15 protein-coding genes are annotated in these 13,783 nt (G+C 62.5%); 10 read left to right on the top strand and 5 right to left on the bottom strand.

Annotation, left to right across the window (positions count from 1 at the left end):
- The first annotated feature begins 58 nt into the window (after positions 1 to 58).
- The 7 genes from SFY93_RS28205 to SFY93_RS28175 all read left to right on the top strand — a co-directional run bounded on the left by SFY93_RS28205 (position 59) and on the right by SFY93_RS28175 (position 7,419).
- Positions 59 to 1,726 (top strand): ABC transporter substrate-binding protein, encoded by a 1,668-nt coding sequence (locus tag SFY93_RS28205; RefSeq protein ID WP_320445423.1) that lies wholly within the window; start codon positions 59 to 61, stop codon positions 1,724 to 1,726.
- A 175-nt stretch (positions 1,727 to 1,901) separates the two neighbouring features.
- On the top strand, positions 1,902 to 2,855 hold the full coding sequence (locus SFY93_RS28200) for an ABC transporter permease (protein WP_089265970.1): 954 nt from the start codon (positions 1,902 to 1,904) through the stop codon (positions 2,853 to 2,855).
- Positions 2,856 to 2,883: 28 nt separating this feature from the next.
- Positions 2,884 to 3,762 carry an ABC transporter permease gene (locus tag SFY93_RS28195; RefSeq protein WP_170849596.1) on the top strand — a complete coding sequence of 293 codons (879 nt, stop codon included), beginning with the start codon at positions 2,884 to 2,886 and terminating at the stop codon, positions 3,760 to 3,762.
- A 4-nt stretch (positions 3,763 to 3,766) separates the two neighbouring features.
- Entirely contained in the window at positions 3,767 to 4,828 is a 1,062-nt protein-coding gene (locus SFY93_RS28190) for an ABC transporter ATP-binding protein (RefSeq protein ID WP_320445422.1), read from the top strand.
- Position 4,829: 1 nt separating this feature from the next.
- Positions 4,830 to 5,027 (top strand): hypothetical protein, encoded by a 198-nt coding sequence (locus tag SFY93_RS28185; RefSeq protein WP_320445421.1) that lies wholly within the window; start codon positions 4,830 to 4,832, stop codon positions 5,025 to 5,027.
- The gene (locus SFY93_RS28180) at positions 5,024 to 6,439 is read left to right on the top strand and encodes an amidase (RefSeq protein ID WP_320445420.1); all 1,416 of its coding nucleotides are present in this window, start codon (positions 5,024 to 5,026) and stop codon (positions 6,437 to 6,439) included. The genes SFY93_RS28185 and SFY93_RS28180 overlap by 4 nt, the downstream gene beginning before the upstream one ends.
- A complete protein-coding gene (locus tag SFY93_RS28175) occupies positions 6,436 to 7,419 on the top strand; it encodes an ABC transporter ATP-binding protein (RefSeq protein WP_320445419.1) in 984 nt (327 codons plus the stop codon). Before SFY93_RS28180 ends, SFY93_RS28175 begins: the two co-directional genes overlap by 4 nt.
- 7 nt (positions 7,420 to 7,426) lie before the next feature.
- On the opposite strand, the gene SFY93_RS28170 is transcribed toward SFY93_RS28175, so the two are convergent.
- The 3 genes from SFY93_RS28170 to SFY93_RS28160 form a co-directional block, all read right to left on the bottom strand.
- Positions 7,427 to 7,909, bottom strand: a complete 483-nt coding sequence (locus tag SFY93_RS28170; protein WP_320445418.1) for a CinA family protein — start codon at positions 7,907 to 7,909, stop codon at positions 7,427 to 7,429.
- On the bottom strand, positions 7,906 to 8,877 hold the full coding sequence (locus SFY93_RS28165) for an MBL fold metallo-hydrolase (protein WP_320445417.1): 972 nt from the start codon (positions 8,875 to 8,877) through the stop codon (positions 7,906 to 7,908). The genes SFY93_RS28170 and SFY93_RS28165 overlap by 4 nt, the downstream gene beginning before the upstream one ends.
- Positions 8,878 to 8,963: 86 nt before the next feature.
- The gene (locus tag SFY93_RS28160; protein ID WP_320445416.1) at positions 8,964 to 9,878 is read right to left on the bottom strand and encodes a transcriptional regulator GcvA; all 915 of its coding nucleotides are present in this window, start codon (positions 9,876 to 9,878) and stop codon (positions 8,964 to 8,966) included.
- A 133-nt stretch (positions 9,879 to 10,011) separates the two neighbouring features.
- On the opposite strand from SFY93_RS28160, the gene SFY93_RS28155 reads away from it, so the two are divergent.
- Both SFY93_RS28155 and SFY93_RS28150 read left to right on the top strand, forming a co-directional pair.
- Complete coding sequence (locus SFY93_RS28155) at positions 10,012 to 10,215, top strand: DUF1127 domain-containing protein (protein WP_320445415.1); 204 nt, start codon at positions 10,012 to 10,014, stop codon at positions 10,213 to 10,215.
- Positions 10,216 to 10,245: 30 nt separating this feature from the next.
- Positions 10,246 to 10,857 (top strand): GNAT family N-acetyltransferase, encoded by a 612-nt coding sequence (locus SFY93_RS28150; RefSeq protein WP_320445414.1) that lies wholly within the window; start codon positions 10,246 to 10,248, stop codon positions 10,855 to 10,857.
- A 108-nt stretch (positions 10,858 to 10,965) separates the two neighbouring features.
- On the opposite strand, the gene SFY93_RS28145 is transcribed toward SFY93_RS28150, so the two are convergent.
- Positions 10,966 to 11,805, bottom strand: a complete 840-nt coding sequence (locus SFY93_RS28145; protein ID WP_320445413.1) for an oxidoreductase — start codon at positions 11,803 to 11,805, stop codon at positions 10,966 to 10,968.
- Between the two features lie 118 nt (positions 11,806 to 11,923).
- On the opposite strand from SFY93_RS28145, the gene SFY93_RS28140 reads away from it, so the two are divergent.
- Positions 11,924 to 12,814, top strand: coding sequence for a LysR family transcriptional regulator (locus tag SFY93_RS28140; protein WP_320445412.1), 891 nt, complete (start codon positions 11,924 to 11,926; stop codon positions 12,812 to 12,814).
- Between the two features lie 130 nt (positions 12,815 to 12,944).
- On the opposite strand, the gene SFY93_RS28135 is transcribed toward SFY93_RS28140, so the two are convergent.
- Positions 12,945 to 13,778 (bottom strand): enoyl-CoA hydratase-related protein, encoded by an 834-nt coding sequence (locus tag SFY93_RS28135; protein ID WP_320445411.1) that lies wholly within the window; start codon positions 13,776 to 13,778, stop codon positions 12,945 to 12,947.
- Positions 13,779 to 13,783 lie beyond the last annotated feature (5 nt).

Below are 13,783 nucleotides of genomic sequence, written 5' to 3'. Positions count from 1 at the left end.
ACAAGCCAACACTGGCGAAAGCCAACGTGTCATCCAAAGCCAAGAGGGACTGATTACGATGCGTATCGAAAAGCCGACAAAGAGCCGTCTCGCGACAGCAATCACCTTGCTGACGCTCGCCACGGCCCTGACCTTGCCACAGGTGGCGCGCGCCGAAACGGTGCTGCGCATCGGCATGACCGCTGCCGATATTCCGCGCACGCTCGGCCAGCCCGATCAGGGCTTCGAAGGCAATCGTTTCACCGGCAACACGATGTATGACGGCCTGACCGGCTGGGATCTGTCGTCCGCGACCAAAGCGAGTGTTGTTATCCCGGCGCTCGCCACTGAGTGGGCAGTGGACGACGGCGACAAGAAGAAGTGGACCTTCAAACTGCGTCCCGGCGTCACTTTCCACGACGGTTCGGCCTTCAATGCGGATGCCGTGGTCTGGAATGTGGACAAGGTGCTCAAACAAGATGCAGTCCAGTTCGATGCCAGCCAGGTCGGTGTAACCGCCTCGCGCATGCCGACCCTGGTGTCGGCCAAGAAGATCGACGACATGACCGTCGAACTGACCACCAAGGAGCCGGACTCCTTCCTGCCGATCAATCTCACCAACCTCTTTATGGCGAGCCCCACCAAGTGGCAGGCGCTGTTCGACAAGGCCGAAGGCGCCGATGCCAAGGCCAAGTCGCAGGCCGCATGGGCGGCCTTCGCGCGCGAGGCATCCGGTACCGGACCGTGGAAGATGTCGAAGTTCACGCCGCGCGAGCGTCTCGAACTGGTGAAGAACGACGCCTATTGGAACAAGGACCGCGTTCCGAAGACCGACAAGATGGTGTTGCTGCCGATGCCGGAAGCCAATGCCCGTACTGCGGCGCTGCTGTCCGGTCAGGTGGACTGGGTCGAGGCGCCGGCGCCCGACGCGGTCAAGGAAATCACCGCGCGTGGCTTCAAGATCGAGAAGAACGAGCAGCCGCATGTCTGGCCGTGGCAGTTCTCCCGTGCCGAAGGCTCGCCGTGGAACGATATCCGCGTCCGCAAGGCCGCGAATCTCTGCATCGATCGCGAAGGCCTGAAGGATGGCCTGCTCGCCGGGCTGATGGTGCCGGCGACCGGCACCTTCGAGCCCGGTCATCCATGGCGCGGCAAGCCGAGTTTCGAGATCAAGTATGACCTGAAGGCTGCACAAGCGCTAATGAAGGAAGCCGGTTACGGCCCTGCCAAGAAGCTCGAAGTGAAGACCCAGACCTCGGCGTCCGGCTCCGGCCAGATGCTGCCGCTGCCGATGAACGAATATCTGCAGCAGGCGCTGGCGGAGTGCTACTTCGACGTAAAGCTCGATGTGATCGAATGGAACACGCTGTTCACCAACTGGCGCCGCGGCGTCAAGGATCCCTCGGCCAACGGCTCCAACGCCACCAACGTCACCTATGCGGCGATGGATCCGTTCTTCGCCCTGGTTCGCTTCCTGCAGTCGTCGATGGCACCGCCGGTCTCGAACAATTGGGGCTTCATCAACAATCCGAAGTTCGATGAACTGGTGACCAAGGCACGCACCACCTTCGACGCAACGGCACGTGACGCGGCGCTGGCCGAGCTTCATGCTGCTTCGGTCGATGACGCAGCCTTCCTCTATGTGGCCCATGACGTCGGTCCACGTGCGCTGAGCCCGAAGATCAGGGGCTTTGTGCAGCCGAAGAGCTGGTTCGTCGACTTCTCGCCGGTGTCGATCACGCCGTAAGCAACAAGTGAATATCGGCCGCACATTGTGCAGTCGATATTCGCACGAACCTCTCCACGTCATGGCCGGGCTTGACCCGGCCATCCACGCCTTCTTCGCTGCAAAGACGTGGATGCCCGGGTCAAGCCCGGGCATGACGAACGAGGAGGCAGAGTTTCTGAATCGAAGGTGATCAGTGTTCGTCTACATCGCGCGACGCGTCGTCTATGTGATTCCTATCGTCCTCAGCGTGGCGCTGGTGTGTTTCCTGCTGGTGCACATTACGCCCGGCGATCCTCTCGTTGCCATTCTTCCCGCTGACGCATCGCAGGAGCTGGCGCAGCAACTGCGAGTCGCTTATGGCTTCGATCGTCCGCTGCCGGTGCAGTTCGGCCTTTGGCTGTGGCGCGCGCTACACGGCGATCTCGGCAGCTCCATCGCCACCGGACGTCCTGTTCTGGCGGAGGTGATGAAAGCCGTCGGCAATACCGTGACGCTGGCCATCGCGGCCGCCGCCATCGGCTTCACGCTCGGTCTGTTCTTCGGGCTGATCGCCGGCTACTTCCGCGATACCTGGATCGACAAGGTCGCGACCTCGATTGCCATCGCCGGCGTCTCCGTGCCGCATTACTGGCTCGGCATGGTGCTGGTCATCATCTTCTCGGTGCAGCTCAACTGGCTGCCTGCGGTCGGCGCCGGGCCGGGCGGTTCGGGCTCATGGGCCTGGGACTGGGAGCACATCAAATATCTCGTGCTGCCGGCGATCACGACATCGGTCATTCCGATGGGCATCGTGACGCGCACAGTGCGCGCGCTCACCGGCGATATCCTGTCGCAGGATTTCGTCGAAGCGCTGCGCGCCAAGGGCCTGCAGGAAACCAAGGTGTTTCGTCACGTCATCAAGAACGCTGCGCCGACGGCGCTGGCCGTGATGGGCCTGCAGCTTGGCTACATGCTCGGCGGCTCTATCTTGATCGAAACCGTGTTCTCATGGCCTGGTTCGGGGCTTCTTTTGAACTCCGCGATCTTCCAGCGTGATCTGCCGCTGCTGCAGGGCACGATCCTCGTGCTGGCGCTGTTCTTCGTGTTCCTCAATCTTCTGGTCGATATCGCGCAGGCGTCGATCGATCCGCGCATCAAGCGGAGCTGACCATGCTGGATATCCTCTCATGACCGCGATGACCGACACCGCATTGCAGGCGGCGCCTGCGACCAAGGCCCGCGGCTATTGGGCCACCGTGGGCCGCCGCATCGTGCGCGACAAGGTCAGCATGGCCTGCGCGTTCATTCTGCTGCTGATCTTCCTGGCGGCGATCTTTGCGCCCTATCTGCATCTCGCAGATCCCTATCAGGGCTCGATGATCCGCCGTTTGCGTTTCATCGGCACACCCAACTATCCGCTCGGCACCGACGAACTCGGTCGTGATATGCTGGCGCGCCTGATCTATGGTGGGCGACTGTCGCTGCTGATCGGCATCCTGCCGGTGATCCTTGCCTTCTTCATCGGGACGGGGCTTGGCGTTGTGGCCGGCTATGTCGGCGGAAAGCTCAATACCGCAATCATGCGTACCGTCGACGTGTTCTACGCGTTCCCCTCGGTGCTGCTGGCCATTGCGATTTCCGGCGCTCTGGGCGCCGGCATCGTCAATTCGATCGTGTCGCTGACCATCGTCTTCGTGCCGCAGATCACGCGTGTCGCTGAAAGCGTCACGACGGGCGTGCGCAACATGGATTATGTGGAAGCCGCGCGTGCCTCCGGCGCGAATGCCTTCACCATCATGCGGGTGCACATGCTCGGTAACGTGCTGGGGAGCATCTTCGTTTACGCCACCGGCCTGATCTCGGTGTCGATGATCCTTGCCGCTGGCCTGTCGTTCCTCGGTCTCGGCACCAAGCCGCCGGAGCCGGAATGGGGCCTGATGCTGAACACGCTGCGCACGGCGATCTATGTCAATCCATGGGTGGCAGCACTCCCAGGCGCGATGATCTTCGCCGTGTCGATCTGTTTCAATCTGCTGAGCGACGGCATGCGCAGTGCTATGGACATCCGGAACTGATGGCATGAGTGATATTGTAGAAGAAATCGACAAGCTGGAGCCGCTGGAAGATATCGGCGGTGTTGCACAGCCGCTGTTACAGGTGGTCAGTCTGACCAAGCACTTCCCCGTGCGCGGCGGATTGTTCGCGCCGAGCAAGACCGTGCGCGCGGTGGACGATGTGTCCTTCGCCATCTCAAAGGGTGAGACCGTCGGCATCGTCGGCGAGTCCGGTTGCGGCAAGTCGACGACGGCGCGGCTGCTGATGCATCTGATGCCGCGCAATTCCGGCGATATCATCTATGACGGCCGCACCGTCGGGCGCGAACTCTCACTGCGCGAGCTGCGCCGCGGCATGCAGATGGTGTTTCAGGACAGCTATGCGTCGCTCAACCCGCGCCTGACCATCGAGGAATCGATCGCGTTCGGACCGAAGGTCCATGGCATGGCTGACAAGGCCGCGCGGCTGCTGGCGCGGGAGCTGCTCGGGAAGGTCGGCCTGCGGCCGGAGACCTTCGCTAATCGCTATCCGCATGAAATCTCGGGCGGCCAGCGGCAGCGCGTCAACATCGCGCGTGCGCTGGCGCTTTCGCCGCGTCTCGTCATTCTCGATGAAGCAGTCTCGGCGCTCGATAAATCGGTCGAGGCGCAGGTGCTCAACCTGCTGGTCGATCTCAAGCGCGAATTCGGCCTGACCTATCTGTTCATCAGCCACGATCTCAACGTGGTGCGTTACATCTCCGACCGCGTGCTGGTGATGTATCTCGGCGAAGTCGTCGAACTCGGCCCGGTGGACGAAGTCTGGGATGGGCCGGCACATCCCTATACGCGCGCGCTGCTCGCCGCGATGCCGTCGTCCGATCCCGACAAGCGCACGGAAACGCCGCCGATCACAGGCGATCCGCCGAACCCGATTGATCCACCGTCCGGTTGTCGTTTCCACACACGCTGCCCCTTTGCCGAAGCGATGTGCGGGGAGGCGACGCCGAAACTGACTGAAATCACTGTGACCGGCCATCAGGCTGCCTGCTACATGGCGATCCCGGGTTCGGGCCACAGCAAAGCACCTGCCGCAGGAGCGCACTGACATGACCAAACCGACTGCCAAGCAGATCAAGGCGCTGACCGAAGTCACCGGGCTTCCCGCGTCCGACGAGGTTGCGGAGCGCATCGCCAATTCGATCGGGCCGGCATTTGAGGGCTTCGCGGCCGTGGCCGGGACGCTGCCGTTTGATCTCGAGCCCGCGACCTTCCTCGCCGTTCAGAATACGAAGGCTGCCAAATGAGTGTCACCGAACCCGCATTGCTGTCGCTGACGGAAGTCGCCGACGCTATCGCCACGAAGAAGATTTCGTCGCGCGAAGCCACGCAGTCCTGCCTCGATCGCGCCGTGAAGTCTCAGCCGAGCCTCAACGCCTATATGTCGATCGAGGCCGATGCAGCACTGGCGGCAGCCGATGCGGCGGATGACGCGCTCGCTAGGGGGCAAAGCCGCGGCGTGCTCCACGGCGTGCCGCTGGCACATAAGGACATGTATTACGACGAGGGACACGTCGTGACCTGCGGCTCGCACATCCGCCGCGACTGGGTGGCGACCACGACAGCGACATCGCTGCAACGCCTGAAAGATGCCGGCACGGTGCGGCTTGGTTCACTCCAGATGGTCGAGTTCGCCTACGGCCCGCTTGGCCATAACGTGCATTACGGCGCCGTGCATAATCCCTGGCATGTCGATCACGTCACCGGCGGTTCATCGTCGGGTTCGGGCTCCGCTGTGGCGGCGCGTTTGACTTTTGCAGCGCTGGGCTCGGACACCGGCGGATCGATCCGCCTGCCGGCGCATTTCTGCGGCGTCTCCGGTTTGAAGACGACCGTCGGTCTGGTCAGCCGCGCCGGCGCAATGCCGCTGTCGCAATCGCTCGATACGGTCGGTCCGCTGGCGCGCACCGTCGAGGATTGCGCGCTGCTGACCTGCCTGATGGCCGGTGCTGATCCGCTCGATCCAACCACCAGCACGCGCCCTGTGCCGGACTACATGGCGGCGACGCGTGCGTCCGCCAAAGGCATGACTGTCGGCATTCCCAAGGCGTTCTATGTCGACGATCTCGACGCCGACACGGCTGCCATTCTGCAGAACACCATCGCGACGCTAAAGGATGAAGGCGTCAAGATCGTCGAAGTCGATCTGCCCAATCAGGGTCAACTCACGGCGGCCTGCCAGTTCGTGCTCGCGACGGAAGCTGCGGCGATGCACAAGCGCTGGATGATCGAGCGCCCGCAGGATTACGGCGCGCAGGTCCTGATGCGGTTGCAGAACGGTCTCGCCATCACCGGCGTATCCTATATCGAGGCGCTGCGCTGGCGCGGTCCTGCACTTGCAGCCTATCTAGCGGCAGTCACCGGCACTGATGCGGTGCTGGCACCCGTCTCGCCCGGGGCGGCGCCCACTATTGCCGAGACCGATGTCGGCAACAGCTCTGGCGCCGAAGCGATGATCCAGCGGCTGACGCGCTTTACGCGTCCGATCAACTATCTCGGTCTGCCCGGTCTCTCGATTCCGGCGGGTTTCACCAAGTCGAAACTTCCGGTGGGCATGCAGCTGATCGGCCGCCCGTTCGATGAATCGACGCTGCTGACTATCGGTGCCGCATTCCAGCGCGCCACCGACTTCCACAAACAGTGCCCGGAGCTCGCATGAGCAATCTTGTCGAGGTTCGCAATCTCAACGTCCGGTTCGGCGGCGAACGCACCGTCTATGCAGTCAACGATCTCAACCTGACGCTCGGCGAAGGCGAGGTGCTCGGGCTGCTCGGCGAGTCCGGTTCAGGCAAGAGCGTCACCTTGCGCGCGCTGATGCGGCTGCTGCCGAAGAAGCGCACGCAGATCAACGGCACGGTCAATGTGCTCGGCAAGGACGTGCTGGCACTCGACGATGACGAACTCTCGGCGTTTCGCGGCCAGACGGTGTCGATGATCTTCCAGGAGCCCGCGCTGGCGCTGGATCCGGTCTATACGATCGGCCAGCAGATCGCCGAAAGCGTGATGCGGCACGAGGGCAAGAGCCAGGCCGAGGGCGTGAAGCGCGCGCTCGAAATGCTCGAAGTCGTGCGTATCCCCTCCGCCAAGCGTCGCCTCGATGCCTATCCGCATGAAATGTCCGGCGGTATGCGGCAGCGCGCGATGATCGCGCTCGCATTGGCCTGCAAGCCGAAGATCCTGCTCGCGGACGAGCCGACCACTGCGCTCGATGCCACCGTGCAGATCCAGATCCTGCTCTTGCTGCGCGAGCTGCAGCGCGAATTCGGCATGTCGATCATCTTCGTCACGCACGATATCGGCGTGGCCATCGAAATCTGCGACCGCGTCGCGGTAATGTATGCCGGCCAGATCGTCGAACAGGGCACGCTCAGCCAGATCGTACGCTCGGCCGTGCATCCCTATCCGCAGGGGCTGCTGGCCTCTACCGTGCACGGCGCCAAGCGCGGGGCGCGTCTGGAGACTATTCCCGGTACGCCGCCGTCGCTGGACAAGCCGCCAGTGAATTGCTCCTTCGCGCCGCGCTGCAAATTCGCCCAGCCGCGTTGCGTCGAGGCGGCGCCGCCGAATGTCGAACTCGCCGACAATCGTGTGGTGCGGTGTATTCTGGCGGAGCAGGCGGCAGCGGCAGTGCCGGCCTGACGCCTTCCTACCCCGCCAAATTCTTCAGCAGGAACGTCAGCGCCGTCTGCGCGAAACTGTGCATGTTGCCGGACCGATTGTTGCTGCCGGTCTCCAGTGTCATGACCTCGTTTCGCGGACCGGCGACAGCCATGCAGCTATGGCCAGCCGCGTCGCCATAACGATTGCCGGAGGGGCCGGTGGCGCCGGTTTCCGACAGGCCCCAGTCACAGCCGAGGCGGGTGCGAATCTGCTGCGCCAGCATCTGTGCATAAGGCTCGGATGCCGAGCGCACACTTTTCATGGCGTCGTTCGGAATATCCATCAACACGCGCCTTGCATCGCGCGTATAGATCACGCCGCCGCCGATGAAATAGGCGGAGGCGCCGGGCACTGCGAGCAGTGCGGCGGAAATCAAACCGCCGGTCGAGGATTCTGCAATGCCGATGGTCTGCTTGCGCGCGATCAGCTCAATGGCAATCTTCTCGGCGAGGGGAATGAGATCTCTCATGACTTCTTCCCCCAAGGTTTGGACCAGGGCCTGATCCACGGCTTCTTCGCCAGTGATCCATAGACAGCGCGAACGAAATTCTTGCTGGCGGTTTCGTTCGGCGCCCATTTGGCGTCAAGATCGGCGAATGGCTTGGCCGCCAGAACCTCGTCTTCGGTCTTGCCCTCCTTGATCAGCTTGGCCATGCGATCGCGCGCCATCACCAGCATGGTGTGATAGTCAACCAGCGCAGCCTTGTTGGCGAGCGGACCGTGGCCGGGAACGATCTTGGTGTTGTCGTTCGCCAGTTTCAGATAGGCGTCGGTCGCTGCGATCATGCCCTTGATATTGCCGCCGTTGAGAACGTCGATATTGGGATAGCGGCCATTGGTGAATGTATCACCGGTCGCAATGACATTGGCGCTCTTGAAGTAGACATAGGTGTCGCCGTCGGTATGCGCGTTGTCGGGATGGCGCAGTTCAGCGATGCGGCCGCGCAGGCTGAGCTTGAGCTGATGCGTGTAGGTGTTGGTCGGCAGCGCAGCCTTCGGCGCGGGCGGATTCTGTGCGCCGGTCAGGAAATTCGTGGTGCCTTTTTTCAGGCGGGTTCTGACCTTGACGTTGGCGACGATGGTCGCGCCTTCATTGGCAAAGGCCTCGTTGCCGCCGGTGTGGTCACCGTGAAAATGCGTGTTGACGAGATACTTGACCGGCTGCGGTGTCACCGCGGCGATGGCCGCCTTGATCTTGTCATGCAGTGGCGCAAACTGGCTGTCGACGAGGATAGCGCCTGACTTTGCCGTGGCCAGCGTCATGTTGCCGCCCTGGCCTTCGAGCATGTAGACACCGTCACCGAGATCCGTGGTCTTGATCTCGACCTTTGAGAAGTCGGGCGGCGGCGGCGGTGCCGGCGGTGTGGACGCCTGCTGTGCGAGCGCAGGCGCCAGCGCCAGAAGGGTGAAAACCGCGGCCAGTGTCGTCCGATTCATCGCAAGCTCCATTCCGAAACAGGCCAGACTTCTAGCATGTTTCGGATGGCGATCTGCTCGCGAACACGTGATGTCGACAATGCCGATCAGCGGCCAGAACGGTCACGTTCCGGCGGGACCTGGGAGAGCAGCCAGTCGCGAAAGGCCTTCAGCTTCCGCGAGTCGGAAGAGGCTTCGGGGGACACCAGATAGAAGCCGGCGTCGGCGGGCATGCGCATGTCGAAGGGCACCACCAGCCGGCCCTTGGCGAGATCGCCCTCCACATAGGTGGTGCGGCCGATGGCGACGCCGAGGCCGTCGATCGCTGCCTGCAGGGTCATGAAAATCATGTCGAAGGTCAGGCCGGGCTGTTTCGAAATATCGGCTGACAATCCGGCCGCGGTGAGCCAGAGCCGCCAGTCATCGTCGTAGCCGCCGCTCGAATGCAGCAGCGTATAGTCCGCGAGATCCTGCGGCTTTAGCAGCGCCTTCTTTCCGGAGCGAAGCGCCGGGCTGCAGACCGGAAACAGATCATCCGCCGTCAGCCAGTCGGCGCGGAGGCCAGGCCATTGGCCGCGACCGTAACGGATCGCGGCATCGACATCGCCGCTCTTGAAATCGACCATGCTTGTCGACGTGGTGATGCGCACATCGATATCGGGATGGGCTCTCTGGAACGCTGAGATGCGCGGCAGGAGCCATTTCGATGCCATCGATGCGAGCGTGCTCACCGTCAGCACGTGGTCGTTATCGCGGCGCTTGAGCCGGTCTGTGGCAAGACGCAGATCGTTGAAAGCCGCGCGTACGCCGGGCAGATAGTCGTGTCCCTGCGGGGTGAGTGCGAGCGCGCGGTTCTGCCGAATGAACAGCTTGAGACCAAGCTCTTCTTCCAGCCGCTTGATCTGATGGCTGATCGCCGTCTGCGTGACGTTCAGCTCGCTTGCCGCATTGGTGAAGCTCAGATGGCGTGCGGCGGCTTCGAAGGCGCGCAGCCCGTTGAGTGACGGCAACCGGGTGCTCATCCGCGCTCTCTCCTTGGCGCTTCATCACTTGTGTCCATGAATTTATGTCATGTGACGCAGTGCACAATGTCGTTTGTGCAATGTGAGAATGAAGCCGATATTTCCTAAGTAAATTTAGCTTCAGGAGAGCAAAATGTCTACTTGCACCCATGGATCGATGACAAATCATCATGCTCCGCTCAGCGTGGCGGCTATCGCCGAGACGTTCCACGTCTGGCGGGAGCGTGCCCATCAACGCCGCGAACTGGCCCATTGGAGCGAGCGTGACATCCACGACGCCGGCCTTTCGGTGGGCGACGTGATGGCCGAGGCCAGCAAGCCGTTCTGGCGCGCGTAAGGACGGTCCGATCGTCCGGGAGCAACTGTCATGCAACATCTCAACCTCGATGACCTCGGTCAGTATTCCGATGTGGTGATGTCACGCAGCGGTGCTGCGGTGACGGTTCGATTTGTCGAGCTTCACGATGCGGACGCGTTGCAGGCCTATTTCCGCGGCCTGTCGGTGCGGTCGCGCTACAATCGCCTGATGGGCGCCGCCAGCGAATTGCCGGCGGGGCAGCTCGACAAATTCATCCATGTCGGTGAGGCCGACAGTTTCTCGGTCGTCGCGACGGTCTCGCGCGATGGCTCGGAGACCATCGTCGGCGAGGCCCGCTACGCGTTCGATGAAGCGACGTCCCGTTTCGAACTGGGCTTGTCCGTAGCCGATTCCATGCAAGGGCAGGGCATCGGCCTGGCACTCATGTCCAATTTGGAATGCCGTGCTGCTGCGCTCGGAGCCGACCAGCTCTTCGGAGATACATTGCGCTCAAACGAGGCAATGCTGGCACTGGCCCGCAAGGCCGGCTTCACATTCGCGCCGACGCCGGGCGACTGGAAGCAGGTGCGCTTCGTAAAGCAGATCGATGCGGTGCCAACCGCAAACCCATGTGCGGTCTGGCGCCTCGCAGCGCAATCCCTGCAGCCGATACTTGCCTAAGCGCGGCAACACTCGCCACGTTCAGGCAAGGTATGATGCGACGAAGCAATTCAATCCCTCTCTAGCTCAGGATTGCTTCGTCGCATCTGCGTGTCCTGAAGACGGCGCCTATGCCGTCCCTTTCGCGAAGTCTGTCGATGTGGCCACGTCGCGCCACGCAGCCAGTTCCTTTTCGACAAAAGCATGCTTGCTCTCAATCCGCGCAACCGTGTCGCTGCCGAGCGGCAGACGGGTCGGAGGAGTCTTGGCAGCCGCAAGCTGCATGAAGGCCTTCGCCAGCTTGCTGGGATCGCCGGGCTGCGCGTGATTGACGTCGGCGGCGTGGTTGCGGGTCTTGCCGACGGTGGCGTGATAGTCGCCGATCTCCAGTGCGGTACGCACCAGCGAGTTATCGTCCAGAAAGTCGGTGCGGAAGAAGCCGGGTTCGACCACGGTGACATGGATGCCGAGCGGCGCGACTTCGGCGGCCAGTGCTTCACTGATGCCTTCGACCGCGAACTTGGTCGAGCCATAGACGCCCCAGCCCGGGAAGCCGGCATATCCGCCGACGGATGAAATGTTCATAATGTGACCCGAGCCCTGCCGGCGCATATGCGGCAGCACGGCACGGGTGACGCCGAGCAGGCCGAACACGTTGGTGGCATAGAGGCGTTCGACTTCCTTGGCACTGGCTTCCTCGATCGCGCCGAGCAGGCCATAACCGGCATTGTTGACCAGCACATCGATGCGGCCGAATTTCTTCACGGCCTGACCTGCGGCCTCATGGGCCTCGGTCTCGCTGGTGACATCGAGCCGCGTCGCCAGCAGGCGCTCATGGGTGCCGAGACGTGCAGTGACAGCATTGGGATCGCGGGCCGTTGCCACGACGGCATCGCCCTGGGCCAAGGCTTCTGCCGCGATGAGGGCGCCGAAACCGCGGGATGCTCCTGTGATGAACCAGACACGCATGGTGGTCTCTCCTGTGTTGGCCCCGCGTTAGTGCAGGGCTGATGGGCAACACTTAGCGGCTCGCCAGAACTGAAATAATCCTCTATTTATTCCATGTGTTCATGAGCTGGATTCAATAATGAGCTTGATCGGCCCGGCTGACCTCGCGACCTTTCTGGCGATTGCCCGGCATCGCAGCTTTCGCAATGCCGCCGTTGAACTTGGCGTGTCCGCCTCCGCGCTGAGCCACGCCTTGCGCGGCATCGAGGAGCGTCTTGATGTCCGGCTGGTCAATCGCACCACCCGCAGTGTCGCGCTGACGGAGGCGGGTGAGCGGTTGTTCGCGCGGGTCAGTCCGGCATTCCGGGACATCAATGATGCGCTGGAGGACCTCAATCATTTTCGCGGCAAGCCGGCGGGGACGTTGCGCTTCAATGCCGCCCGGCAATCCGCACAACTCGTGCTGCTGCCGATCGTCACGCGATTCCTGAAAGCCTATCCGGAGATCAATGTCGAGATTGCCGTGAATGACGGTCTTGTCGACATGGTCTCTGCCGGTTTCGATGCGGGCATCCGCTTCGGCGAAACCGTTGCGGCGGACATGATCGCGGTGCCGATCGGCCCGCGGCAGCGATCGGCCGTCGTTGCGTCACCCGGCTTCTTCAAGCAGCACAAGCCACCGCAGACGCCGCACGAGCTAAAAGATCTGCCGTGTATCCGCTATCGATTCTGGGGCGGCGCGCTGTATCGCTGGGAATTCGAGCGCGGCGGCCTCGAGGTCGAGATCGACGTCGCGGGTGCGCTCACTTTGAACGATCAGGACCTGATGGTGGACGCTGCGCTGGACGGAGCCGGACTGGCTTACGTGTTCGAAGGCCAGGTCGAGGAGCTGATCGCCAAGCGCAAGCTTGTGCGAGTCCTCGCTGACTGGTGCCCGGCCTATCCCGGCTTCTTCATGTATTATCCAAGCCGCCGACAATTGCCGGCGGCATTGCGGGCGTTTGTCGATTTCGCCAAAATGGTGGGTTGAAGTTTCATGCGCTTTGCTCTCAGTCGTCATACGCGGGCTTGACCCGCGTATCCATCTTGACCGCATGCGCACCGTTCCGACAGGTGGATTGCCGGGTCAAGCCCGGCAACGACGTGGGAGAGCTATTCCCCTAGTTGCCCTTGAAGTTTGGCTTGCGCTTCTCGATGAAGGCTTGCACCGCCTCGCGGTGATCTGCCGTCATGGTCGTGCGGATCAGCCTCTCCGCTTCATGATCCCTCGCGGTGGTGAAATCGAATGCGAGCGCTTCGTCGAGATTGTCCTTCATGTAGCGCAGCGCCAGCGTCGGTCCCTGGGCCATGCCACGGGCCATGGCGAAGGCTTCGTCCTGCAGCCTGTCATCCGGCACCACGCGGTTGAACAGCCCGATGGCTTCGGCACGGCTTGCCTCGACTTTGTCGGCCGTGAACATCAGCTCGCGCGCGCGGGCCGTGCCGACGAGGCGCGTCAGCAGCCAGGCGATTCCGTAATCGCCGCTGAGACCAACGCGCAGATAGCCTGTCGAGACGAAAGCCGATTGCGCGGCGATGCGGATATCGCAGGCCATGGCGATGGCAAGACCGGCGCCGGCCGCGGGGCCGGGCAGGGCGGCAATGGTGGGCTTGCGTACGGCAATAAGGGCGCCGGTCAGCAGACGCTGACGCTCCTGCAGATCGGCGATACGCTCGTCGAACGACATCTCCAGCACGGTCTGCTTGCGATGGGCGCCCATGCCCTTCACGTCGCCGCCGGAGCAGAAGGCGGTGCCGGCGCCGGTAATCAGTAGCGCGCCGACATCGGGGTTTTCGCCGCAGGTGCGGATCATTGTGCGCAATGCGGGCGTGAGATGGTCCGACAGCGAGTTGCGCGCTTCCGGCCGGTTCAGGGTGATGACGGCAACGCGCTCGCGGATCTCACACAGCAGTTCACTGGTGCCGGTGTCGATGACCTTTACGGCTTCACTCATGTATC

Source organism: Tardiphaga sp. 42S5 (genome assembly GCF_034044155.1).
GTDB classification, from domain to species: domain Bacteria; phylum Pseudomonadota; class Alphaproteobacteria; order Rhizobiales; family Xanthobacteraceae; genus Tardiphaga; species Tardiphaga robiniae.
The sequence above is the reverse complement of the archived record's forward strand: the minus strand, read 5'-3'. Positions and strand labels throughout refer to the sequence as shown.

Excerpts from the sequence above, each read along its gene's own strand:
- SFY93_RS28205 (WP_320445423.1), top strand. The coding sequence starts at position 59 with ATGCGTATCGAAAAGCCGACAAAGAGCCGTCTCGCGACAGCAATCACC.
- SFY93_RS28195 (WP_170849596.1), top strand. The coding sequence starts at position 2,884 with ATGACCGACACCGCATTGCAGGCGGCGCCTGCGACCAAGGCCCGCGGC.
- SFY93_RS28190 (WP_320445422.1), top strand. The coding sequence starts at position 3,767 with ATGAGTGATATTGTAGAAGAAATCGACAAGCTGGAGCCGCTGGAAGAT.
- SFY93_RS28185 (WP_320445421.1), top strand. The coding sequence starts at position 4,830 with ATGACCAAACCGACTGCCAAGCAGATCAAGGCGCTGACCGAAGTCACC.
- SFY93_RS28180 (WP_320445420.1), top strand. The coding sequence starts at position 5,024 with ATGAGTGTCACCGAACCCGCATTGCTGTCGCTGACGGAAGTCGCCGAC.
- SFY93_RS28175 (WP_320445419.1), top strand. The coding sequence starts at position 6,436 with ATGAGCAATCTTGTCGAGGTTCGCAATCTCAACGTCCGGTTCGGCGGC.
- SFY93_RS28170 (WP_320445418.1), bottom strand. The coding sequence starts at position 7,909 with ATGAGAGATCTCATTCCCCTCGCCGAGAAGATTGCCATTGAGCTGATC.
- SFY93_RS28165 (WP_320445417.1), bottom strand. The coding sequence starts at position 8,877 with ATGAATCGGACGACACTGGCCGCGGTTTTCACCCTTCTGGCGCTGGCG.
- SFY93_RS28160 (WP_320445416.1), bottom strand. The coding sequence starts at position 9,878 with ATGAGCACCCGGTTGCCGTCACTCAACGGGCTGCGCGCCTTCGAAGCC.
- SFY93_RS28155 (WP_320445415.1), top strand. The coding sequence starts at position 10,012 with ATGTCTACTTGCACCCATGGATCGATGACAAATCATCATGCTCCGCTC.
- SFY93_RS28150 (WP_320445414.1), top strand. The coding sequence starts at position 10,246 with ATGCAACATCTCAACCTCGATGACCTCGGTCAGTATTCCGATGTGGTG.
- SFY93_RS28145 (WP_320445413.1), bottom strand. The coding sequence starts at position 11,805 with ATGCGTGTCTGGTTCATCACAGGAGCATCCCGCGGTTTCGGCGCCCTC.
- SFY93_RS28140 (WP_320445412.1), top strand. The coding sequence starts at position 11,924 with ATGAGCTTGATCGGCCCGGCTGACCTCGCGACCTTTCTGGCGATTGCC.
- SFY93_RS28135 (WP_320445411.1), bottom strand. The coding sequence starts at position 13,778 with ATGAGTGAAGCCGTAAAGGTCATCGACACCGGCACCAGTGAACTGCTG.